The sequence below is a fragment of the Hyalangium gracile genome (assembly GCF_020103725.1).
Lineage (GTDB): Bacteria > Myxococcota > Myxococcia > Myxococcales > Myxococcaceae > Hyalangium > Hyalangium gracile.
The window spans coordinates 87,474-108,278 of sequence record NZ_JAHXBG010000032.1 but is presented as its reverse complement, the minus strand read 5'-3'; the positions used below and the strand labels follow the sequence as shown (position 1 = coordinate 108,278).

The 20,805-nt window shown below is 69.5% G+C and carries 24 protein-coding genes; 9 read left to right on the top strand and 15 right to left on the bottom strand.

The window, feature by feature from the left end; genetic code table 11:
- Window positions 1-1,401 carry a hypothetical protein gene (locus tag KY572_RS40970; protein ID WP_224249186.1) on the bottom strand — a complete coding sequence of 467 codons (1,401 nt, stop codon included), beginning with the start codon at window positions 1,399-1,401 and terminating at the stop codon, window positions 1-3.
- 118 nt (window positions 1,402-1,519) lie between these two features.
- On the opposite strand from KY572_RS40970, the gene KY572_RS40965 reads away from it, so the two are divergent.
- The gene (locus tag KY572_RS40965) at window positions 1,520-2,665 is read left to right on the top strand and encodes a CPBP family intramembrane glutamic endopeptidase (RefSeq protein ID WP_224249185.1); all 1,146 of its coding nucleotides are present in this window, start codon (window positions 1,520-1,522) and stop codon (window positions 2,663-2,665) included.
- A gap of 57 nt (window positions 2,666-2,722) precedes the next feature.
- Here KY572_RS40965 and KY572_RS40960 read toward each other — a convergent pair whose 3' ends face one another.
- The 3 genes from KY572_RS40960 to KY572_RS40950 all read right to left on the bottom strand — a co-directional run bounded on the left by KY572_RS40960 (window position 2,723) and on the right by KY572_RS40950 (window position 5,529).
- Window positions 2,723-2,938: a DUF5818 domain-containing protein gene (locus KY572_RS40960; protein WP_224249184.1), complete on the bottom strand. Its 216-nt coding sequence runs from the start codon at window positions 2,936-2,938 to the stop codon at window positions 2,723-2,725.
- A complete protein-coding gene (locus KY572_RS40955) occupies window positions 2,935-4,734 on the bottom strand; it encodes a S8 family peptidase (RefSeq protein ID WP_407660098.1) in 1,800 nt (599 codons plus the stop codon). The genes KY572_RS40960 and KY572_RS40955 overlap by 4 nt, the downstream gene beginning before the upstream one ends.
- Before the next feature lie 159 nt (window positions 4,735-4,893).
- Complete coding sequence (locus tag KY572_RS40950) at window positions 4,894-5,529, bottom strand: alpha/beta hydrolase (protein WP_224249183.1); 636 nt, start codon at window positions 5,527-5,529, stop codon at window positions 4,894-4,896.
- A 300-nt stretch (window positions 5,530-5,829) separates the two neighbouring features.
- Between KY572_RS40950 and KY572_RS40945 the strand changes: the two genes are divergently transcribed.
- The 3 genes from KY572_RS40945 (at window position 5,830) to KY572_RS40935 (ending at window position 7,845) form a co-directional block, all read left to right on the top strand.
- Entirely contained in the window at window positions 5,830-6,252 is a 423-nt protein-coding gene (locus tag KY572_RS40945) for a hypothetical protein (protein WP_224249182.1), read from the top strand.
- Between the two features lie 104 nt (window positions 6,253-6,356).
- On the top strand, window positions 6,357-7,316 hold the full coding sequence (locus KY572_RS40940; RefSeq protein WP_224249181.1) for a putative lipase: 960 nt from the start codon (window positions 6,357-6,359) through the stop codon (window positions 7,314-7,316).
- A gap of 88 nt (window positions 7,317-7,404) precedes the next feature.
- Window positions 7,405-7,845, top strand: a complete 441-nt coding sequence (locus KY572_RS40935; RefSeq protein WP_224249180.1) for a hypothetical protein — start codon at window positions 7,405-7,407, stop codon at window positions 7,843-7,845.
- Window positions 7,846-7,899: 54 nt separating this feature from the next.
- Here KY572_RS40935 and KY572_RS40930 read toward each other — a convergent pair whose 3' ends face one another.
- From KY572_RS40930 to KY572_RS40920, 3 genes are read right to left on the bottom strand one after another with little or no spacing between them, the layout of a single operon-like run.
- Entirely contained in the window at window positions 7,900-9,096 is a 1,197-nt protein-coding gene (locus tag KY572_RS40930; RefSeq protein ID WP_224249179.1) for a class I SAM-dependent rRNA methyltransferase, read from the bottom strand.
- Between the two features lie 3 nt (window positions 9,097-9,099).
- The gene (locus KY572_RS40925) at window positions 9,100-9,957 is read right to left on the bottom strand and encodes an HAD-IIB family hydrolase (protein ID WP_407660097.1); all 858 of its coding nucleotides are present in this window, start codon (window positions 9,955-9,957) and stop codon (window positions 9,100-9,102) included.
- The gene (locus tag KY572_RS40920; RefSeq protein ID WP_224249178.1) at window positions 9,954-11,099 is read right to left on the bottom strand and encodes a BAR domain-containing protein; all 1,146 of its coding nucleotides are present in this window, start codon (window positions 11,097-11,099) and stop codon (window positions 9,954-9,956) included. The genes KY572_RS40925 and KY572_RS40920 overlap by 4 nt, the downstream gene beginning before the upstream one ends.
- 105 nt (window positions 11,100-11,204) lie before the next feature.
- Here KY572_RS40920 and corA point away from each other — a divergent pair, with 105 nt between their 5' ends.
- Window positions 11,205-12,149 (top strand): magnesium/cobalt transporter CorA, encoded by a 945-nt coding sequence (corA, locus tag KY572_RS40915; protein ID WP_224249177.1) that lies wholly within the window; start codon window positions 11,205-11,207, stop codon window positions 12,147-12,149.
- Window positions 12,150-12,166: 17 nt separating this feature from the next.
- A complete protein-coding gene (locus KY572_RS40910; protein WP_224249176.1) occupies window positions 12,167-12,955 on the top strand; it encodes an alpha/beta fold hydrolase in 789 nt (262 codons plus the stop codon).
- A gap of 3 nt (window positions 12,956-12,958) precedes the next feature.
- Here KY572_RS40910 and KY572_RS40905 read toward each other — a convergent pair whose 3' ends face one another.
- The 8 genes from KY572_RS40905 to KY572_RS40870 form a co-directional block, all read right to left on the bottom strand.
- Complete coding sequence (locus tag KY572_RS40905; protein WP_224249175.1) at window positions 12,959-13,393, bottom strand: N,N-dimethylformamidase beta subunit family domain-containing protein; 435 nt, start codon at window positions 13,391-13,393, stop codon at window positions 12,959-12,961.
- Between the two features lie 256 nt (window positions 13,394-13,649).
- Window positions 13,650-14,027: a hypothetical protein gene (locus tag KY572_RS40900; protein ID WP_224249174.1), complete on the bottom strand. Its 378-nt coding sequence runs from the start codon at window positions 14,025-14,027 to the stop codon at window positions 13,650-13,652.
- Window positions 14,028-14,062: 35 nt separating this feature from the next.
- A complete protein-coding gene (locus tag KY572_RS40895; RefSeq protein WP_224249173.1) occupies window positions 14,063-15,067 on the bottom strand; it encodes a dipeptidase in 1,005 nt (334 codons plus the stop codon).
- A 131-nt stretch (window positions 15,068-15,198) separates the two neighbouring features.
- A complete protein-coding gene (locus KY572_RS40890) occupies window positions 15,199-16,326 on the bottom strand; it encodes a serine/threonine-protein kinase (protein ID WP_224249172.1) in 1,128 nt (375 codons plus the stop codon).
- A 304-nt stretch (window positions 16,327-16,630) separates the two neighbouring features.
- Complete coding sequence (locus tag KY572_RS40885; RefSeq protein ID WP_224249171.1) at window positions 16,631-17,173, bottom strand: SPFH domain-containing protein; 543 nt, start codon at window positions 17,171-17,173, stop codon at window positions 16,631-16,633.
- A gap of 179 nt (window positions 17,174-17,352) precedes the next feature.
- Entirely contained in the window at window positions 17,353-17,898 is a 546-nt protein-coding gene (locus KY572_RS40880) for a hypothetical protein (protein WP_224249170.1), read from the bottom strand.
- 23 nt (window positions 17,899-17,921) lie between these two features.
- Complete coding sequence (locus tag KY572_RS40875) at window positions 17,922-18,437, bottom strand: hypothetical protein (protein ID WP_224249169.1); 516 nt, start codon at window positions 18,435-18,437, stop codon at window positions 17,922-17,924.
- Between the two features lie 9 nt (window positions 18,438-18,446).
- The gene (locus KY572_RS40870; protein WP_224249168.1) at window positions 18,447-19,052 is read right to left on the bottom strand and encodes a hypothetical protein; all 606 of its coding nucleotides are present in this window, start codon (window positions 19,050-19,052) and stop codon (window positions 18,447-18,449) included.
- Window positions 19,053-19,159: 107 nt separating this feature from the next.
- On the opposite strand from KY572_RS40870, the gene thiS reads away from it, so the two are divergent.
- The 3 genes from thiS to KY572_RS40855 are packed head-to-tail and all read left to right on the top strand — an operon-like array spanning window position 19,160 to window position 20,783.
- Window positions 19,160-19,363 carry a sulfur carrier protein ThiS gene (thiS, locus tag KY572_RS40865; RefSeq protein WP_224249167.1) on the top strand — a complete coding sequence of 68 codons (204 nt, stop codon included), beginning with the start codon at window positions 19,160-19,162 and terminating at the stop codon, window positions 19,361-19,363.
- 8 nt (window positions 19,364-19,371) lie between these two features.
- On the top strand, window positions 19,372-20,154 hold the full coding sequence (locus KY572_RS40860; protein ID WP_224249166.1) for a thiazole synthase: 783 nt from the start codon (window positions 19,372-19,374) through the stop codon (window positions 20,152-20,154).
- A complete protein-coding gene (locus tag KY572_RS40855; RefSeq protein WP_224249165.1) occupies window positions 20,154-20,783 on the top strand; it encodes a thiamine phosphate synthase in 630 nt (209 codons plus the stop codon). Before KY572_RS40860 ends, KY572_RS40855 begins: the two co-directional genes overlap by 1 nt.
- Window positions 20,784-20,805 lie beyond the last annotated feature (22 nt).

Below are 20,805 nucleotides of genomic sequence, written 5' to 3'. Positions count from 1 at the left end.
TTAGAGGTTCGCCTTGAGATCGAAGAGGAAGAAGACCTTGGTGTCCGAGCGAGAGAACGGATTCACGTTCTGCTCGAGCACCAGGGAGACGCGGGCGGCCTGGCTCAGGGCCCGGCTGCCCCACACCTGCGCTCCGAAGAAGGTGCCGCGCAGCTGCTCGTTGAACGCGTCATCCACGTGCGCCACGGACAGCCGGGCATCCAGATCGAACAGCCCCCGGTCGAAGCTGTAGCCGCCGGTGAGATCCACCCAGAGCTGGTCTCCGCCGAAGCCGGTCCGGTACGTCACGTCCAGCCCCGAGCGCAGGTTGCCCCGCCGCAGCGACGCACCCACGGCGCCGCCCAGGTTGGTCGAGGCAGGCGCGCCCTCACCGTCCACGTCATCCGCGATGCTCAGAGTGCTGTTGAGGTTGGTGTGGTACAGGCTGGCCAGCGCCTGGACGTAGTAGCGCAGCGGGCCCACCGGGTAGAAGTCCGCGCGCAGGCGGGCCTCGTCGCGCGGGGCGTACGCGAAGTAGTACCAGATGGAGTCCGAGGAGAAGACCGGCGTGAAGCGCAGGGCCTCGGCCGTCACGGCGAACACTTCCCGGTCCAGGCGGACCTGCGCGCGCAGCTGCGCCGGCTTCATCTGCAACATGTCGAAGTCCAGGCCCGCCAGCGCGCTCACGCCGAGCCCGCGCGCGTAGCGGAACTCCAGCCCGGCGCGCTCCAGGTCCGTCTTCCCGGCCACCATGGCCTTGCGGTAGCCGAGCGAGCCGCTGAAGCCCTTCAGATCGCCCACCAGCAGCTTGGCGCCGTACAGGGGCTCCATGGCGTCCAGGCTCTCGTCGGCGCCCACCACACCCGCATCCAGGCGCCGGGAGTCGCTCTCGCGCGTCCCGTCCGGCTGGTATACCGACGAGCCGAGGATGCCCGCGCCCTTCACCCACAGGCCGCCGTAGGCCTCCACGCCCACGCCGAAGCGGGACATGTACCGCAGGCGCAGGCCGTCGAAGGACATGATGTCCATCGAGTCGACGTAGAGCTGGCGCCCCAGCCGGCCCTCGAAGCCGCCGGTGGAGTACCGGGCGTACGCGTACATGATGTCCGCGTCCTCGGTCCGCAGGCCGTCCACCTTCTCGGCCTCGCCTTTCGGCAACCCCAGGTCCGCGAAGATGCGCAGGCTGGACTCGAAGCCCAGATCCTGTCCGGTGACCAACTCGAAGGCGTTGAGCCCCAGGTACTGGACGATCCGCCGTCGTGGCAGCAACACCACGTCGTCTGGCGTGGTGCCACGCCAGGCGCGGATCTGGTACGCCTGAGCCTCCGTGCGCGCCTCGATCTGGACTGCCGCTGCTGATGCCGATCCCGAAGCCAGCAACACCAACGCCAGAGCCGCGGCCCGGGGGGTATGCGCGGCCATCCTCATGCTCCGCTGCGCTCGATCCAGGAAGAACCTCAAAGTGCCGGCATTATAGGGATATGCGACTCGGACGCTTCACGGTTTTCGCTCAGCTTTTTTCGTGACTCAGGAGATCCCGGTGGAAGATTCCACCCCCAGCCCCCCCGCCGAGCCGCCTCCTCCGCCCCTCAGCCCCCTGATCATGGCCGTGATCGGCGTCGCGCTCGGGCTGGGGCTCTTCCTCACGCTCGGAGGCGCCACCCAGCTGCTCAACGCGGCCTTCGGCATCTGGTTCACGGAGATCTTCATCTTCCTGGGCGTCCCCTGGGTCCTGCTGCGCGCCGCCCACTACGAGCCCCTGGGCTTCTCCGGCGCCCGGTCCGTGGCGCTCGCGCCCGCGGCTTTCGGCTTCGGGCTGGGGGTGATCAACTTCTTCGCCTTCGTGATCCCCATCCAGTACGCCGCGCAGTCGGTGGCGCCGCAGTGGCTGCGGGACATGTTCGACAGCAGCCGCATCTTCGAGGGGCAGAACTCGCTGGAGCTGGCCGTCATGCTCGCCGGCGTCTCCGTGGCCGCCCCCGTCTGCGAGGAGTTCTTCTTCCGAGGCGTCTTCCAGCGGGGCCTGCTGGCCACCTCGCTCTCCCGGGTGAGCGCCGTGGTGGTCACCGCCGTGGTGTTCAGCGCGTTCCACATGGATCCCGTGGGCTTCGTGGCTCGGGTGGAGCTGGGGGTGCTGTTCGGCGCGCTGAGGCTCTACACGGGCTCGCTGTGGCCCGGGATCATGGCCCACTCGGCCAACAACGTGGTGTCCTCGGCCCTGTTCCTCGCGGCGCGGCAGATGGGGGCGGAGGGCACGGACGAGCAGCCCCCGCTCAAGCTCGTCCTCCTCCTCTCGGCTGGTGGACTGGTGCTCATGGGTGGCATGCTGACGCTGGCGCGCTGGTTCCCGGTGCTGTGGGGGCCCAGGAAGGAGCTACCCACCGTCACCCTGCCCGCTCCGTCCCTGGCGCGGCTGATACTGCCGTGGATGCTGGCCGCCACGCTCTCCGTGGGCGCCCTGGTGCTGCTGGACAGCCGAGGCATCCACTTGAGCTTCGTCGACATGCAGCACCGCCTGCCCAAGCTGCCCAAGGACGCCTCGGAGGCGCAGCAGGCCGAGCGCGCGGAGCTGCTGCGCATGCGGGATGAGGTCCGCGGCGGACGCCTCCCAATCGAAGTCTACGAGGAGGAGCGCGCCCGCCAGGCCCGGCAGGCTTCGGAAGAGCCGACTCCCGAAAAGCAGTGAGCCCTCCGGCGGAGGGCTCCGCCAGGAGGGCTCTGTCCGAGCACGGTCGGCTTGGGGCTACAGGAACTTGTAGGAGGCCACGGTGAGGACGGGCCCCACCATGTGCAGGGTCACCGCGTCGTTGTCGACGTTGCCCTCGACTTCGACCCGCTGACCGTCCTTCTTGATCTTCCGATCTCCGCCGGCGAGCTGATAGGTGCGGCCGTCATCGCCCTCCAGCACCCACACGCCTGTCTCGATGTCCCGGAAGGCGATGCGCCCGCTCAGCTTCATACCGTCTCCTTCTTGAGCATGGCGCGGCCGATGACGACGCAGATGAGCGCGTTCACCACCAGCCACGGCATCGCCAGGAAGGTGAAGGGCATGTACGCCAGGCCGGGCGCCTTGGACCAGGCGGCGTAGGCCAGGAAGCCCGCGAAGCCCAGCGCCAGACCGCCGATGGCCGGACGCAGCCCGCGGAACTTGATGGCGAAGATCGACAGCACCGTCGGGATGATCGCGCTGTAGAAGAGCGGGTTGGCCAGCTTGCCGCGACCGAAGATGATGCGCTCCCAGTCGGGGATGGGCAGCGACACCGCGTTCACCACGTCCCCCGCCGCGCCCGAGGCCCCGCCGAAGATCGAGCGGGCGAAGAACACGCCCACCGTCGCCAGCAGCAGCGGCACCAGGAAGCTGGGGGTGAGGAGGATGTTGAAGAAGCCCGGCCGCGCGCGCCGGCCCAGCGTCAGCAGCACCAGCGCCAGCAGCGCCAGCGCCCACCAGAGCGGGGGCCACTGCCCACCGACGCCACCCAGCGCCTCCAGGGAGGCCTGCGCGTTGAGCAGGCCATGGCCGTACTCCTCGCTCCAGGCCTGGCCGTTGACACGCCTGGCGCCAGCAAAGAGCGCCTTCTCCACCTCGTCCGGGCCGCTGGCGCCCGCCGCGTACAGGAGCGCCGCCACCGCCGCCACGTGCGGGGTGGCCATGCTGGTGCCCTGGTACGAGGCGTACACGGAGCGGGACACGTCCCGGGGATCGATCGTGTTCTGGATGATGCCGTTCTGGTCGCCCTTGCGCTTGTCACCCCCGGGGCCGGCGATGTCCAGCTCCTTGCCGTAGGAGGAGTACGGAGCGCGCGTGCCATCCGGGCCCACGGCGGACACCGCCACCGCGCCCGGGTACGCCGCGGGGAACTCCACACGGGGCCGCGAGGCGTTACCCGCCGCCGCCACCACCGTCACGCCCTTCTTGCGCGCGTACTCCACCGCGTCGGCCATGGCCTTCGAGTAGCCGCCGCCGCCCAGCGACATGTTGATCACCTTGGCGCCCTTGTCCGCGGCGAAGCGGATGGCGTCCACGATGTCCGCCGAGGTGCCGCTGCCGAAGTGGTTGAGCACCTTCACCGGCATCAGCGTCGCCTCGAAGGCCACGCCCGCCACGCCCTCGCCGTTGTTGGTCGCCTGGGCGATGGTGCCCGCCACGTGCGTGCCGTGCCCGTGGTCGTCATTGGCGTGCTCGTCGTCGTTCACGAAGTCGTAGCCCTGGGTGAACTTCACGCCCTTCAGGTCCGGCACCTGCTTGAAGTCGTCGTAGTCCTCGTAGGCGATGCCCGTGTCCAGCACCGCCACCACCACGCCCTTGCCCTTGCTGCTGTCCCAGGCCTTGGGCATGTCGATCATCTTGAGGTTCCACTGCTTGCCGTAGTCCGGATCGTTCGGCGTGAAGCTGGCGCGGTAGGCCAGCAGCGGCTCGGCGGACTCGACGGCGGGGTTCTGACGGATGGCCTCCAGCACGCCCTCCACGTCATCCACGCCCACCGCCACGGTGAGGCCGTCGTCATGGCTCTCCACCGAGTTGAACTCGAGGTCCACGCCCCACGCGTCCTCCCAGGCGTCGAACTCTTCCTTGGTGGTCCCGTCCTTGAAGTCCACCACGATGCCGCCCGGCACCACCTCCGCCTCCGCGAGGTCCAGCGTCGGGGCCGACTGGCTCGCCTCGGGAGAGACCGGAGCCTTGCTCTCGGAAGAGCAGGCCGCGGCTGCCACCACCGCGAGCGCTACCACCGCGTTTGCCAGGATCCTTCGCATCATCGGCACTCCTCAGGAAACGGGGTACTTCCTCAACAGGCCCATACGAACGAACGGCGAATCGATTGGGTCTGCCTTGCAGTCTGTTCGACCGGATGGCTGGCCGGCAAGCGCACCCGTATTGAGAAACCTCAAGAAGTTTGATGGCTTGCGCGGCATCGGTCACTCGCCCGACACCCGCTTCATCCACGCGGACAGGAACCGGCCCACCTGCGGGAGATTCCTGTGGAAATTCGGGCCTGCGTCATCGATCACCTCCAGCTCTCCTCGCGGCGCCTCACCCACCGCCGCTGCCAGGGCCGCGCGGGACAGGCGCTTGTCCTCCTCCCCCACCACCACGAGCAACGAGCGGCTCAGCCGCGTCAGCTCCGCCAGTTCCACATCCGCGGGCGCCACCAGGCACACGCCGCCGACGGCCGGGTGCCGGGCCTGCAGCGCCAGCGCCACCTGGGCACCGCCATGCAGCGAGGCCACCACGAGGCTGGAGCTCTGCGCGTTCTCCATCAGCACGCGCATGGCGGCCTCGGCATCCTCCACGAGCGCCTCGCCCGTGCCTCGCGAGCCCTGGCTCCCGCCCACGCCCCGGTAGTTGAACCTCAGGGTGGGAAAGCCAGCGGTGGCCGCGGCCCACACCAGCTCCGCCGCGACGACGTGATCCATGCCCCCGCCCTCCTCGGGCCGAGGCGCGAGCACCAGCAGCGGCGGCCGCTTCACGCCCCGGTGCGCCGTGCCCTCCATCACCTCACGGCCGACGGGAATGAGCGTCGGGCGCTCGAGGAACTGCCCTTTGGTGACCATGCGCGGTGACCTTAATCCTCGCCCGCCCCGGTGGCCGCACCCGTGGACAGGAACTTCCTCCCCAGTGCAGCCCTGCCGACTTCAGCAGGCGGGTCCCTTTCGACTCGCTGAACGGAGATTCAGCAAAATCGCCATTCCTGATCGCAAAATGATCCAGGAATGATCCGGAAAGGCGGCCCCGAGGCGGCGGGAATTTCCCCCGCGGGCGGAGCGCTCCCGAGGCGAAGTGGGGGCCTCTTTGCTCCCAGGTCTGCTAGGCTGGTTGGCCTCGTTTTCCCCCGCCCGGAGATCCAGCCCCCTATGATGCGAGATGAAGCGCAGCGCCTGGCGCAGGCGTTACTGGCAGCTACTGGCAATCCCGACAGCCCCGGCCTCAACCCTCAAGGCTTTGGCGGCGTCGCGGTCGAAGGCGCCCAGCTCTACTTCGAGTGGCACGACAAGGAGCAGGCGCTCGAGTGCAGCGCGCTCATCTACAAGTTCAAGGACAACCCCAAGCCCGGCATCATCGAGGGCTTCCAGCAGGAGGAGAAGGCGGGCACGGACACCGGCGGCGGCAAGGTGGACTACGAGACCGAGAACAAGTCCCTCTTCCTCAGCCGCACCTATACCCAGGCGCCTCCGCACACCGCCTTCATCGAGGACATGAAGAAGCTCATGAAGGCCAGCCTCAAGTGGAGCGACGAGGTGCTGGACCGCGTGGCCTCGAAGGTCTTCAAGAACTAGGCCGCTCGACGCGCCGCGTCACCGTAGTGACGCAACTTTTTTCCTCCAGGTACGACAATTCCCTCCAAAGGCAGCACACCCTCACGAATTTACGGAGTCCCCAAATGAACCCCATCGAGCGTGGCCGGAACCTTATCAACAACGTGCGCACCGGCGCCGAGAAGGCCGTCAACAAGGTGGAGAACGCCGTCGCCAAGACGGTGGACAAGGTGCAGGACGTCGCTGCCGACGCGGGCCAGAAGATCCACAACGTGGTGGACGGCTTCGAGGCCAAGGCCGTTGGCGGCGCCAAGGCGGTGCAGGGCCTGTTCGGCGGCGGCAACCAGCCGGACCGCGTGTATGACGGGCAGTTCCTGGGCGCCGGCGGCAAGACGTTCCCCCCTGGCACCGCGCTGAAGGACGTCCCCGGCGTCACCCCGAAGAACAACCCGAACCCCTCCGAGACGATCGTCTACGTCAACGGCATCAACACCCCGAAGGACGCCCAGTACAGCAGCCTGGAGTCCATCGCGGAGACGACGGGCGCCAAGGTGGTGGGCATCCACAACGCCACCGAGGGCATGGCGGCGGACCTGGTCCAGTGCGTGAAGGACAAGCTGGACAAGGGCACCAACCCGGCCGTGGATACGCTGGCCGACACGCTCTACAAGGAGATCAAGGCGGGCCGCTCGGTGCACGTGATGGCGCACAGCCAGGGAGGCCTCATCACCAGCCGCGCGCTCGGCCACGTGTACGACAGGCTCCGCTTGGAAGATGGGATGTCCAAGGCCGACGCTCAGAAGGCCATGAGCAAGCTGAACGTGGAGACGTTCGGCGCGGCGGCCATGACGTACCCGGACGGCCCCAACTACGTGCACTACGTCAACCGCGGCGACCCGGTGCCCGACGCCTTCGGCCTGGGCCCCACGGGCTGGAACCCGCTGACGGACGGCGGCAAGAACTCGGTGGTGCACCGCTTCAACGACTTCAAGCTCAACCCCATCGCGGCGCACGGCTTCGAGTCCGTGTACCTGAAGCACCGCGTGCCGTTCGATCAGGCCCGGGCCGGTAACTTCAACAACTGAGATGGCGACCGCTCCTCGAAGTGGCCTGGCAGGCCTGCTGATGTCGTGGGTGGGTGGCCTGGCTCCCGCCTCCCCCCCGGGTGCTCCGATGACCCGGGAGGGCGCCAAGCGCCTGGTGCAGTCCTTCGTCCGGCCCCATGGCTCGCTGCAGAGCGAGGGGCTGAACGAGGAGGGCTTCGGCGGCCTCATCATGGGCGGGGCGCAGCTCTACTTCGAGTGGCACGAGGACACGCAGGCGCTGGAGTGCAGCGCCCTCGTGTACAAGTTCCATGATCCGCCGAAGCCGGGCGTGCTGGAGACCTTCCAGGCCGAGGAGAAGGAAGGCACGGACACCGGCGGCGGTACGGTGACGTACGAGACCGAGAACCGCGGCCTGTACCTCAGCCGGACCTATACGCAGGTGCCCGACGAGCGCGCCTTCGGCAAGGACATGAAGAAGCTGATGAAGGCCAGCCTCAGGTGGAGCGACGAGGTGCTGGACCGCGTGGCCTCGCGCGTCTTCCACCCCGAGGAGCTCGAGCAGGGCTGAGGTGCCCGGCGTGAGCGGGTGGAGGCAACTCCCCCGCTCCCGGGGCTCGCGGGCTCACACGGAGGCGAGCACGTAGAACTTGAGGTACTTGCCCTCGGGGAACTGCAGGCGGACCGGGTGATCCGGCGGCTGGTAGCGCTCCTCCACGAGCGCCAGGTCCACGCCGGCCTTGAAGCCCGCCTCGCGCACCGCGCCCATGAAGTCGTCGGGGCTGACGCGCGCCGAGCACGAGGCCGTGGCCAGCAACCCTCCGGGCCGCAGCAGCGCGAGCGCCTGCCGGTTGAGCGAGGCGTACCCGTCGATCGCAGCCTGCACCGCGCGCTGGCTCTTCGCGAAGGCGGGCGGGTCCAGGATGATCAGATCGAACGTGCGGCCCTCGTCCTTGAAGGACTGGATGATCTTGAAGACGTCCGCGGCGAGGAAGTCGTACTTCTCCGCCGGCAGCCCGTTGCGCGTGAAGTTCTCTCGGGCCAGCGCGATGGCGTCTGGATCCAGGTCCACCGAGAAGACGCTCCTGGCCCCACCCAGCGCCGCGTTCACCGAGAAGCCTCCGCTGAAGCAGAAGCAGTTGAGCACGTCCCGGTCCTTCGCCAGCCGGCGGATGAGGAAGCGGTTCTCCCGCTGGTCCAGGAAGAAGCCCGTCTTCTGCCCGCGCCATGCGTCCACGAGGAAGATGGCGCCCCGCTCGCGGATGGGGATGAGCTCCGGCGCATCCGGCCCGTAGAGCATCCGCCCCGAGCCCCGGCCGTCATCCTCCTCCACGTCGTCCCGAGCCACCTCATCCCGGCCGATGATGCCCTTGAGCTCGGGGAGCGCCGCCTTGAACGCCTCCACGATGAGGTGCCGGTAGGGCGTGAGGCCCGCCGAGTACAGCTTGAGCACCACGTGGCCCGCGTAGAGGTCCGCCACCACGCCCGGCAGGCCGTCCCCCTCGCCATGGAGGAGGCGGAAGCTGTCCGTGTCGGTGAGGTCGATGAGGCCCCTCCGCGCGGCGAGCGCCTGCCTCACCCGCCGGGTGATGAAGTCCGCGTCGATGGTCTCCCGCGGCTCGCGCGTGAGCACGCGCACAGCGATGGCCGAGTGCGGATCGAAGTAGCCACGCGCGACGAACTTCCCGTTCTCGGTGAGGTCCACCACGCTGCCGGCGGGGATCTTCGGCACCTGCTCCAGCGCCTTGCGGAACACCCACGGGTGGCCTGCGCGCAGGTGGCGGCCCAGTCCGCGGGCCAGCTCGAGCTTCACGACGTTCACGAGTCACTCCTGGAGAGCCGGGCGGCGGCGGCGCTGGACGAGGATGGCGCGAGCCAGCTCCTCGAAGCCCTGCCCCTCGGCGGCACGGGTGATGAAGGCCGGCGGCGCCTCGATGCGGTCCAGCACGCCGCGCACGTTGGCCACGCCCACACTGAGGGCAAATGCCTGGAACATCGGGGCGTCGTTGAAAGAATCCCCGGCGTAGACGGAGCGGCCATCCTCGGGCGTCAGCCGCTCGCGCCACGCCACCTGGGCGAAGCGCCGCGACATGGACAGCTTGTCGAAGCGCCCGAGCCAGCAGTTGACGTGCACCGAGGAGCGCACCGCCGTCACGCCCCGCGCGCGCAGCAGCGACTCGATGCGGCCCGCCGCCGCGTCTCCCAGCCGGGCCTCCTCGTTGTAGTCGATGGCCAGATCCACCTCGGTGTACGCACTGTCCGAGGACAGCCGAGCGCCCGGCACCTTGCCCAGCACCCGGAGCACCTCCGAGCGCAGGCGCTTGCGGTTGGCGGCTCGCTCCGCTGGCGTCTCCGCGTACACCCGGCGCAGCGCGCCCTGGGCTCCGCGCACGAAGCACAGGCCGCCGTTCTCCACGATGACACCCGCCACCGGGAGCGTGCGCGCCCAGGCCTCGCCCCACCCCGCCGGGCGGCCGCTGACGAGCACCACCCGCAGGCCCGCCTCGGACAGGCTCTCGAGCGCACGGATCGTCTGGCTGCGCAGCTTGTGGCCCGTGGTGAGCGTGCCGTCCACGTCCGTGAAGACGCTCTCCACGCGGGACAGCTCCGCCTCACGCAGAGGCCGAGGCCCCGTGGCTCGCACGCCCTTGCCCACCGCGCTGCTACGAGGCGACCGCCTCACGTCACCCCCAGGTTGGCCAGCAGGCCCTGCAGGTTCTCCAGCGTGGCGCGCAGCTCCGGGCCGGTGAGGCTGGCCAGCGGCGCCTTGCGGGCCTTGCGCAGGAAGGCGTCCATGTTCGACTCGCGCCCATAGAGCGACTGCCCGATGGCGGCGGCCTCGGCGAGCAGCCGCGCGGCGGTGGCCGGATCCGAGTCCACCAGGCCCATGGCCCGCTCCAGGCGCACCCCACAGGCGGCCCATACCTCGCGGTCATTGATGATGAGCACCTGCCGCTGGTTCACCGAGGCCAGCCCGCGCACGAGCCCATCCAGCGCCTCCACCGCGGAGAGCAGCTCCTCCTTCGGCGGAGCGGCCATGGCCGCCAGGGGCCCCACCTTGCCGCGCAGCTCGATGAAGTGCCGCTTGTCCTGGGCGCGCAGGCCCCGGTAGGCAGCCGTCCGGCCGAAGGCATCCATCTCGTTCTGGAGCTGCTGGGCGTTGGCCTGCAGCTCCGCGGGCCCGGCGTCACGCACCTTGGCCAGTCGCGCGGAGAGGATGCGCCCCAGGTCGGCCACGATGGCCCGCACCGTCATCGACGCCTTCACCTCGGCCTCGTAGCCGGGGACGACCTCCTTCCGGGCCACATCCACGAAGGCGGTGATGGAGGTGTAGACGAGGTTGCTGATCTGCTCTCGGAAGGAGGAACGGAAGCGCTGGATCTCGGCCAGCAACGTCCAGCGGTCCGACACCACGGAGGGGTTGCGCATGGCCTCGCCCAGCTGGGTGATCTGCTGGGCCATCTGGGCCATCGACTCCTGCAGCGCGGATGACGCCTCTCGGGCCTTGGCCTGGAACCCGTCCGCTCCTCCCGCGGGCAGCGGTCCGGAGAACTGCTCGCGGATGACGTTGAGCAGCGTGTTGACGTCCACCACCGTGTCCCGGATGACGGGAGCCATCTCCTCCCACAGGGACAGGTCGGCGCCCGACTCGGTGGAGTCCGTCTCGTACTTCACCAGGTCCATGTCGCTGAGCCTCGCGATGGCCTGCGCGGCGGCGATGTACGCCTTCCTGAGCCGACCGGCGAACGCCGGATCCGGCAGTGTCTGGAGGATCTGCTCGAGCCTCGGAGAGACAATCACGGGGGGTGGGGTATCGGCGGACACGGGGTCACTCTAGACAGATCCGAGGTCGCTGGGTTCTCGACTTCTCAGCCGGTTGGTTCTAGCAATCCACCACGTGTCGCGCTCTCAGCATTGTGAGTTCCACTCATGAAAATTCAGGTCTGTGTCCTGCACGAAGGTCGCGTCCTCACAGGTGGCGAGGAACTTCTCGATAAGCCTGGAATCAAGTGGATCGACGTGCTCGCCCCCAACGAGCCGGAGCTGATGAAGCTCGGCGAGCGCTTCTCGCTGCACAAGCTGGCCATCGAGGACTGCCTCCACCTGGATCAGCGCCCCAAGCTGGAGGAGTACCCCAACCACCAGTTCATCGTCCTCCAGGGCTTCACCGCCTCGAAGGACATCTGCGACCTGACCCTACAGGAACATCACTTCTTCCTCGGGCCCGACTGGCTGATCAGCGTCCACGAGCTGCCCTTCGACGCGCACGATGAAGTGCGCCGTCGGGTGGAGAACGAGCCGCGCGCGACGCTCGAGCGAGGCGCGGACTTCATCCTCTACCTGCTGGCGGACACGCTGATCGACAAGCAGTTTCCGATCCTGGACACCTTCGCCGACGAGCTGGAGGACCTGGAGGTGGCCATCTTCGAGCACGCGGAGAAGCACCACCTGCAGCGCATCTTCGAGCTGAAGCGGATGCTGGTGACGTTCCGGCGGGTGCTCTCGCCGCAGCGGGACGTGGTGGGGCTGATGTCGCGCCGGGGCATCCCCAACATCCAGGAGAAGACGACGCTGTACTTCCGAGACGTCTACGATCACCTCGTCCGGCTGTACGAGCAGATCGACAGCGGCCGAGACATCCTGGGCAACGCGATGGACGGCTACCTGTCCATGGTGGCCAACAAGACGAACGACATCACCAAGCAGCTCACCATCTTCGCGACGATCTTCCTGCCGCTGTCGTTCATCGTGGGGTTCTTCGGACAGAACTTCGATGCGCTGTCGGGCACGGGCTTCTACTACGCCATGTGGGCGATGATCGTGGCGTTCCCCATTGCCCTGATCTTCTGGTTCAGACACAAGCAGTGGATCTGAGCTTCCCGGGAGGAGCCATGCTGACCGTGACCGTGGACGGCGTCCCGCTGCACTACCGTGACGAGGGCCAGGGGCCGCCCGTGCTGCTGCTCCATGCGTTCCCGCTGAACGGCTCGGCGTTCGACGCGCAGGTGAAGGCGCTGTCGGGCCGCTACCGCTTCATCCTCCCGGACCACCGGGGCTTCGGGCAAAGCCGGCTGGGCGAGGGGCCCACGACGATGGAGCGGATTGCCCGGGACGCGCTGGCGCTGCTGGACGCGCTGAAGATCGACTCGGCGGTGGTGGGCGGGGTGTCCATGGGCGGGTACGCGGCCATGGCGCTGCTGCGCGAGGATGCCGGGCGCGTACGTGGGCTGGTGCTGGTGGACACGCAGGCCACCGCGGACGACGAGGCGGGCCGGGCCCGGCGCGAGGCCTCGGCGAAGGAGGCCCTGGACAAGGGCTTGGAGCCAGTGGTGCAGACGCTGCTGCCCAAGCTGGTGGCGGCGGGCCCGGACTCCCCCGTGGGCCGCGAGGTCGCCGCGATGATGCGGGCGGCGGCGCCCCAGGCGGTGGCGGCGGCCCAGCGAGGCATGGCCCTGCGGCCGGACAGCAAGGACATCCTCGCGCGCTACGCGGGGCCGGCGCTGGTGGTGGTGGGCGAGCGCGATGCCGTCACTCCGCTCGAGAAGGCGAAGCAGATGGCGGACCTCATCTCCGGCGCCCGGCTGGAGATCATCCCCGACGCCGGGCACCTGCCGAACCAGGAGCAGCCCGAGCGCTTCAACCAGGTGCTCGACAGCTTCCTGGGCTCCATCCCGAGCTGAGCGTCAGGAGCGAGGCTCCTCGGGCGGGCGCTCCTTCACCACGAGCGAGGTGAAGCTCCGGAGCCCGTCCAGGCGCGTCACCTTCACCAGGTAGAGGCCGGGCTCCCAGTCCCGGGAGATCTCGAAGGAGAAGGACTGCCGCGCGGGACACGCGGCGCGCGCGCACCGAGCCTGAGCGGACACGGTGATCGGCTCGCTGCTCCACACCTTGGCGGCGCCCGAGCCTCCGTAGACGCCCAGGCGGAAGACCTCGGCACGCACCACCGCGGACTCCCGAGCGGAGACCTCCACGGAGATGTGCTCGCCGGGCCGCGCGGCCTGGGTGGAGGAGCTCACGTGCAGCTCGCCGGGACTGGCGGGCCGGCCCTTGCGCCAGGAAGGATCCCCCTGAAGGGAGGCCTCACGCGCGCGGGGCTCGGGCGCACTCACGAACCTCACGCGCTGTTCAGCCGACAACGTTGCCGGGAGGACCGCGGCGGCCTGTCGGACCTGCGGCCGCTCGACGCTCCTGCGCTCCTCGTGCCGCGGACGGAGCTCTTCCCCAGGCCCACTTGCCGACAGCCATGCCACGGCCCCCAACCCCCAAAACCCCCAACCCGCCATGCCCACCCCCACAGCCAGGGGCAAGGTAGGCACAGGCAATCAGCCTGCCAACCGCCGGGCTCGGGCGCCCAGGCGGGCCGGCGGGGAGAAGTTACTTCTGGCAGACAACCTGGGAGCCGGACTGGGAGCAGGCGAGACAGGACTCCGTCTCCACGAGCACGCCCATGCGGCACTCCAGGGTAGCCAGGCCATCGGCGCGGCAGAGGCCCCGGCCCTCGGCGCTGAGCGCGCAGTTGTCTCCCGCGACGTTGGCGGTGGTGTCGCAGCGGATGCTGCCGCTGGCCTCCTGACAGCCCAGCGAGCCCCTGCAAGGCAGGGCACGCCACACGCCCTGGCGGCACTCCAGGGCCTGCTTCTCGTCACGGCAGACGTAGCCGCTGGTCTCGCACGAGTCGCCGGCGTCCGGGCCACCACAGCCGGAGAGGAAGAAGAAGCCCACCAGAGGAAGGAGCAGAGAGAAGCGGTTCATGCAGGCGCCGACTATCCCGGGCCTCACGGGGCCGGTCAACCGCCGAGCGTCTCCCGGAAGAACCGCCGGAAGTTGCCCCCGAGGATCCGCTCCACGAGGGGCTCGGGGAAGCGGCGCAGTAACACCTCGGTGAGACGGGGCAGATCCGTCACGTCCCGGAAGCCCTTGGGCAGCGCCACCATCCCGTCATAGTCCGAGCCGATCCCCACCCCGTCCTCGCCCATGACGTTGAGGGCGTGCTCGACATGCCGGGCGACGTCCTCCAGGGTGTCCCCGCCCAGGTAGATGGGGGCGAGGATGATGCCCACCACGCCCCCTCGGTCGGCGATGCGGCGCAGCGACTCATCCGAGAGGTTGCGCCACCCTCCCCCGGCGCCGCGCACGCCCGTGTGCGAGGAGAAGAAGCGCACGGAGGGGTAGGCAAACAGCTGCTCCAGCGTGCGCTCGGAGGCATGGGCCACATCCACGCTCAGGCCCACGCGGGCCATCTCCTCCACCACCTGATGGCCCAGGGGGGTGAGGCCGCGGTTGCCCATCATCGGAAAGGAGGAGCCGCCCAGCTCGTTGTTGGAGAGGTGGGTGAGCCCCATGAAGCGCACCCCCCGCTGGTGCAGCTCCGCGAGCCGCTCCACGCGCCCCTCGATGGCATGTCCCCCCTCCACGCCGAGGATGGCGGACAGCTGCCCCTGGGCCAGGTGCTCCTCCAGCAGGGCGGCGGTGGTGGTGATGCGCACCTGGCCCTCGGAGCGGCGGCAGAACGCCTCGAGCTGCTGGACCTGCCACAGCGCGCGGTGCCACTCGCTCGAGCGCGCCTCCCGAGGCCAGCCACGCCACGCCGCGAACACCGGGAAGCCGCCAATGAAGGGGAACCCCCGGGTGACGATGGTGAAGCACTGGAGCTTCACCCCCGCCTCGCGCAGCCGGGGGAAGTCCACGTGCCCTTGCGTGGAGCGCTCACAGAGATCGCGGTTCCACATGAGCGAGTCCGCATGGCCATCCGCGATGCACCAGCGCCGGTGGAGTTCGTTCACGTCGCTCATGCCCGGCAGTCTCGGGCCTCATGGCTTGGAGGACAAGCCGTCCGTGCCGGGCACGCCTCCCGCCAACACTGCCCACGGGGCCAGGGAGCGCCCCCTCACACCGAGAGGGCGCCCCCCGTCATGCCAGCACCTCAGGGACGAGGCTTGCGCGAGCCGCCGTCAGGAGTGTTGCTGGAAGACTCCTCTTCGGGGATCTCGGCGCCACTGCCGCGCCGCACGGCCTCGCCCCGTACCCGGGAGATCTCTCGCTCCGCTTCCCGGTGGCCGAAGCAGCGTCCCTGGCCGCCCAGGAAGGACCAGAGCTCATCCCGCAGCTCCTTGCCGGACTGGAAGCGCTCGGGGGGCTCTCTCTGGAGCGCGCGAGTGACGATGGCCCGCATGGGCGCGGAGAGCGTCTGGGTGGCACGCTCCACGTGCTCGCTGCGGAAGCGCTCCATGCGCATGGCCATCTGGGGAGCGGGGACCCAGCTCTGCTCCTCGCTCTCCAGGGCGGCCTGGACGGTGCTGGGAGGCCCCGCGAGCAGCATGGCCTCTTCCACCTCCGGCAGATCCAGCAGGTGCCGGCCCGTCACCAGTTCCAGCAGCACCACCCCCAGGGAGAAGAGGTCGGAGCGGGCATCCAGCGGCTGGAGCATGAGGTACTCCGGGGAGGAGTAGGCAATGTCCCCCTTGAGCAGAGGCCCCACCGTGGACAGCCGGCCCTCCATCGTCGAGTAGGCGACGGAGAAGTCCGTGAGCTTGACGTGCCCCCGGGTGCCGATGTGGATGTTCCGAGGGCTGACGTCGCGGTGGATGATGCCCAGCGGCCGGCCCTGCGAGTCACACAGCGTATGCGCGTGGAACAGCGCATCCGCCACCTCGGCCACGACGTAGGCGGCGAACTCCTCGGAGAGGGGCACGCGCCGCATGGCCGAGAAGTTGAGCAGGGACTCCAGGGAGATGCCGTCCACGTGCTCCATGACGACATAGGGTGAGCCCTCATGCATGCGCACCAGGAACACCTGGGCGATGCACGGGTGGTTGAGCTGGATGATGAGCTTGAATTCCTCCAGGAGCCGAGCGCGCGCGACGGCGTCGGCGGGTTCCTGCAGGCGCTTGATGATCACGGGGGCGCCGAGGACTTCCGCGTAGCGGCGGCGCGCGAGCAGCACCTCTCCAGTGCTGCTGGAGCCGAGGTACCGGACGAGTTCGTAAGAGGTGGCACCGGACGAAAAGAGGATGACGGGTTTGGACGTAGGACGCTCAGGGGGTGAAGACATCTCGTGCACTCCTTGGGGTGGGCACGCGAATGGCCGCGCGTGTGACGGCGGGGAGAGCAATCCAACCTTATAGGTTGGGCGTCGCGCATCCTACCAGAAAGCGCACCATCGCGCGCTTCAACCTTGCTTCCAGGTAGGGATGGCATGAACAACCTCATGGGTCGTCACCCTACCAAGGGGGGCAGACATTGCCTCCCCTACCCACCCGGCCCCGCGGCGAACTCCGCGCCGTACAAAGAGAAACGGCCCCCGCCGGAGCGGGAGCCGTCCCCAGAGCCCCTCAACGGGCCCTGCCTTCGGGAGCCTACTTCTCCTTCACGGGGGAGATGATGACCACGTCGCGGGCGACCAGGTCCTCCCCATCCGCCACGTAGGAGGCGCGCACCTCGGTGCCCTCCTTGAAGTCGTCCAGCTCCACCACCTGGCTGTTCTGGGTGACGCGGGTCTTGTCATCCGTCTTGAGCTTCAGCTCGGTGTTGTTCTGGTTGGGGACCACCAGCACGAGCGAGTCGCCCGTGGTGGAGCGCACCCTGCCCATGACGGTGTCGTTGACGGCCGCGGTGGCCGCGCTGTCGTCACGCAGATCCTCGGCACGCTCCCGGTCTGCCTCGGCCACATCCCGCTGGGCCTGCGCCACGTCACGCTGGGCGTCGGCGATCTCCTCCTGCTCTTCCCGCTGGATGTCGGCCCGCTCCTCACTGGCCTCCCGCTGGGCCTCGGCGACCTCCTGCTGGGCGTCCTGCTGGACCTCGGCGAGCTCGCGGCGCTCCTCCCTCGGGTTCTGCTTGCAGCCCGCTGTGAGAGCCAGCCCCGCCACTGCCGCCACCGCCACCATGAGCTTTCGCATACACCTCTCCTTTCGTTACCTGACCAGGGAACAAGGTCCCCGGCGGTTGGGCAGAAAGTGGGTGTCCGGGCTGTACCTGAACAGCGCTTGGCACGGCCCGCGGGCCGCCCTAGGGGCAGCAGCCGGGCAGCCGAGCCCCGAGAAGGCAGCTCGTACTCACCGAGGGGTTGACGGCGCCGCTACCTGCCGCCGTCCGTGCCCCCATCCGCGGGGGTTCCGCCGTCTGCGCCATCATTGCAGAGCGGCGTGCCACCCAGGGCCCACTGCCCGATGAGCTCGCGCTCCTCGGCGGAGGGGGCGGGGTTGCCCTGAGGGGGCATGTCCTTGAACCTCACGACACGCACCTCGAGGCGGGACGCCATCTCCCGGGCTCCCTTGATGCTCCCGACGGTCTCGTAGTTGTCCAGGCGGAAGTCCGTCCGACCACTGCCGGTCTGCACGGCGCCGTGGCAGCTCGCCAGGCAGTAGTTGGTGAGCAGCGGCTGCACATCCGCGCACCAGGTGGGAACCGGCCCCGGAGCGGGCCCTCCCCCATCCGTGGTGCCCGGCAGGCCCAGCGCCTCGCACGTGCGCCCGGCGCCGGGGCGCGCCGCGACACACACGTACGGGTCCGGACAGTCCTCGGCGATCTCGCAGCTCTTGCCCGCGAAGTCGCTCACCGACACGACGCAGCCCACCACCACCACCGTGGCGGAGACACACACACTGAAGACGGCTCTTTTCATGGCTGGCTCGGTTGCCCTCCACATCAGGGAGTGCCCCCATCACAGAAGGGTGCCCCGCCCGCCACCCAGCGCCCCAGCACCGCGCGCTCGGCATCCGTGGGGGCCGGGTTGCCCATCGGCGGCATGGTCCGCAGATCGAAGGCGCGAACCTTGATCCGGGCCGCCATGTCCTTGGCTCCTTTGGGGCCGCTTCCTTCAGGCTCGTAGTAGTCCAGGCGGAAGTCGGTCCGCCCACTGCCTCCGGTCTCCGCCCCGTGGCACCCCGCGACGCACGTGGCCGCCAGGATGGGCTGGACGTCCTGGCAGTACGTGGGCACCACGCCCGCATCCGGCGTGCCCGCGTCCGGCGTCACCGTCGGCGGAGGATAGATGACCTCGCAGAAGCGCTGGCCCTCCGGCCCCACGCAGGCATACGCCTCGGGGCAGTCGGCGTTGAGCGAGCATGCGCTCCCCGCGACCTCGTCCTGGGAGATGATGCAGCCCGCGGCCGTCAACACCGCCGCGAGCGTGAGGAAGCCACCTTTCAACCTTGCGTCCACGCGCCCTCTTCAGAAGTGGTAGGTGAGGCTCGCCGCATCCGCGGCGGGTTCCGGGAGGACCTCCAGCAACAGTCCATAGGCGATCGTCAGGCCCGCCATCCCATACATCAGGTTCGAGGTGGCCGCGGCGGTGCGCGACCGGCTCAGCGCCGCCTGCGACTCGCGCGCCGTCTCGAGGCTCTCCGCCCGCTTCGCCTCTCCCCGAGAGAAGTAGCCGAACCCCACGCCGCCCAGCAACAGGACGCCGCCCGCGACATAGGCGTAGCGGTGACCGTGGATGAAGGGCTCATTCCGCGCGGGGGCATCAAGCGCTCCGGCGGGCACCGAGGCCGGCTCGGACGCCGAGGCCGTGGCGGGCCTGGACTCCGCGGCGGGCTTCGCGGGCGCTGGCTTTGCCTCCGCGGCGGGCTTCGCCGGGGCCGCCCTGGCCTCGGGAGCGGGCCTGGCCGGAGCCGCCTTCGGCTCGGGAGCGGACTTCGCGGGCGCGGACTTCGCCCCAGGCGCGGACTTCGCCTCCTGCATGGGAACGGCGGGTTTCAGGTCATCCGCCGCCGCTGGCAGGGCAATCGTCAACGCCAGGACGGAAGCGGCGAGCTGGCGGGTCGCAGTGAGCATGCGAGCGAGTATAGCGGGCCCTTCCCCCGCCGCAGCAGGTCCGTGTGCGTTGACAGCGAGGGAGAGCACTTGTAGTGCGTCGGCATCCAGGCAAGGAGCGACCGGCCGTGGAGGTATGGGTCAACGGAGAAGTGCGTGAGGTGCCAGAGGGGACGACCCTCTCGGCCCTGCTGGAGCTGCTGCGCATCGCCGGAGGCCCGGGCGTCGCGGTGGAGGTGAACGCCGAGGTGGTCCGCAGGGCCCGCCACGCCGAGCACCGCCTCCAGCCCCAGGATCGCGTGGAGATCGTCACCTTCGTAGGCGGCGGGTAGGAGAACACATGAGCACCCAGGACACCCCCTTCACCCTGGCGGGAGTCACCTTCCAGTCCCGCCTCATCGTCGGCACCGGCAAGTACCCCAGCCATGAGGTGATGAAGCGCTGCCACGAGGCCTCCGGCGCCGAGATGGTCACCGTGGCCGTCCGGCGGCTGGACCTGAGCGCGCGCGGCGAGGCGTCGCTGATGAACTGGATCGACACCTCGCGCATGCGCCTGCTGCCCAACACCGCCCTCTGCTACACCGCCGACGATGCGGTGCGCACCTGCCGGCTCGCCGAGGAGCTGGGCATGAGCAAGTGGGTGAAGCTCGAGGTGCTCGGCGACGAGAAGACCCTCTACCCCGACGTCGAGGAGACGCTGAAGGCCGCGCGCATCCTCGTGAAGGAGGGCTTCACCGTCCTGCCCTACACCACCGACGATCCCATCACCGCGCGCAAGCTGGAGGACCTGGGCTGCGCGGCCGTGATGCCGCTGGCTGCTCCCATCGGCTCGGGCCTGGGCATCCGCAACCCCCACAACATCCGCCTCATCCGCGAGCTCGTGAAGGTCCCCGTCATCGTCGACGCGGGCGTGGGGACGGCCTCGGACGCGGCGATCGCCATGGAGCTGGGCGTGGACGCCATCCTCATGAATACCGCCATCGCCGGCGCGAAGGATCCGGTCCGCATGGCAGTGGCCATGCGCAAGGCCGTGGAGGCCGGCCGCGACGCCTTCCTCGCGGGCCGCATCCCCCGCAAGGCCTACGGCAGCGCCTCCAGCCCCATCGAGGGGCTCGTCGAGTAGTGTCCGCCCTGCCCCGGCTGGTCGTCATCACCGACTGGCGGCTTCCCCGGGCTCGGCTGCTCTCGGCCCTGGAGCGCGCGCTGGAGGCCGGGCCCGAGGTCGCCGTCCAGCACCGTCACCCCGACGCTCCCGCGCGCGCCTTCCTGGAAGAGGCTCGGTGGCTCGCGGAGCTGTGCCGGGCGCGCGGCAACCCGCTCTTCGTCAACGGACGGCTGGATGTGGCGCTCCTGGTCGGCGCGCACCTGCACCTTCCCGCCCATGGCCCCACGGTGGCGGACGTGCGCCCTCACCTCCCCGCCGGACGTCTGGTCAGCGTCGCCGTCCATGACCGGGACGAGGCCCTGCTCGCTCGCGGGGCCGACCTGGCGCTGGTGAGCCCCGTGTATGCCCCGGGCTCGAAGCCCGGAGACACCCGTCCCCAGCTGGGTCCGGAGGGCTTCCAGGCGCTGGCCGCGTCCGTGCCCTGCCCGGCCCTGGCGCTCGGAGGCATCACCCCGGAGCGGGCCTCCCTGCTGCCGGGCGCCCATGGGTTCGCGGTCATCTCCGCCGTCCTCGAGGCCGAGGACCCCGCCGCCGTGGCCCGCGCCCTGCTGCGACCTGCCCCTCTCTTCCGCCAGGAGCGGGGGTGAGACGCGGTATGCTGCCCCGCCT